Source organism: Aeromonas sp. PrichA-15 (assembly GCF_017939245.1).
GTDB classification, from domain to species: Bacteria; Pseudomonadota; Gammaproteobacteria; order Enterobacterales; family Aeromonadaceae; genus Aeromonas; species Aeromonas caviae.
The window spans coordinates 1-1035 of the sequence record NZ_JAGKRH010000235.1; the positions used below are offsets into that span (position 1 = coordinate 1).

The 1035-nt window shown below is 59.0% G+C and carries 3 protein-coding genes; all 3 read right to left on the reverse strand.

All coding sequences use genetic code 11. The features are described 5' to 3' along the window. Nucleotides 1-89: 89 nt before the first annotated feature. Nucleotides 90-584: a hypothetical protein gene (locus J9889_RS19815; protein WP_016349978.1), complete on the reverse strand. Its 495-nt coding sequence runs from the start codon at nt 582-584 to the stop codon at nt 90-92. A gap of 84 nt (nt 585-668) precedes the next feature. Continuing rightward, nucleotides 669-860 (reverse strand): hypothetical protein, encoded by a 192-nt coding sequence (locus J9889_RS19820; RefSeq protein WP_043170870.1) that lies wholly within the window; start codon nt 858-860, stop codon nt 669-671. Then, a partial coding sequence (locus J9889_RS19825) for a JAB domain-containing protein (RefSeq protein ID WP_282597963.1) occupies nt 857-1035 on the reverse strand: 179 nt, incomplete at its 5' end. The genes J9889_RS19820 and J9889_RS19825, both read right to left, overlap by 4 nt.

Consider the following 1035-nt stretch of genomic DNA (forward strand, 5'->3'; position numbering starts at 1 on the left):
GTGTGCCATGTCATCGGCGACACGTTGGGCTAGGTGGGCCATTGAACTCGGTGGCGAGCTTGCCACTGTCAGGGTGATGTAGAGATCCATCACATCTCTCCCCAGGGTGCTTGCTCCCACAGTGACAGCCGGGTCAGCACGTCTTGTGCGAGAGCCTGTTGCAACTGCTGTAGTACCTTCACAAGCCGAGGTGCCTGCTCAGGGCTCCCGGTCCATTCGCTCGATTGGTACAGGGCGCAGCAGGTGAACTTGTAGAGGGCCACCAGCTCGCTATCGGTGAGTGGAGCCTGGTGGTAACGGTGGGCAGGTTTAAGCGGACTCAGCTTGGTAGAGCGGTGCTGAAGTGGTTGATGACGCCCCAGCTGATAGCGATGCCAGACTGCACGCCGGTTGGCGAGCATCATCAGTCGCACTAACCGATCTACCCGCCACGTCCAGGTACTGGTCGTGTCTGCTGGCGGCAGCCACCAGAGGGTGCGCAGTAGCTCCAGGGTGTAGTGCGGTGGCAACGGGCCATTGCAAAAGCGGTGTAACTGCACGGCAAAGGTCAGGTAGTCCTGGCGATCGATCATGAAGGCAGACATGGGCTAGCTCCTTGAAATGCAAAAGGCCACCTGCAGTGAGGTGGCCTTGTGGGTGATGGTGTTGGACCTGATGATCCGGATTGGCTAATCGCGCAGCTGATGTAGCAGCACATCAATGACCTCGATGCAGTCAGCCTGGGTGAGCTGGTAGCCGTTAGGCAGGTGGGCCACGATGGCGGGATCTGCCTGCATCTCGACGTTGTCTGCCAGCCAAAAGCGCAATTCGAGGAGGATATCGAGGGCGGTGAGGTGTGATGTGCCTGGGACCAAGTTCATAGCTGACCTCTCTCTTTCAGGGATACCACGCCCTCAGCACCGACCACCAGATGGTCAAGCAATCGCACATCGACCAGCGCCAAGGCTTCTTTGAGGGCCTGGGTAAAGACCCTGTCAGATTGACTGGGTTCCGGGTCACCGCTGGGGTGATTGTGCACCGCGATGATGGCCCCAC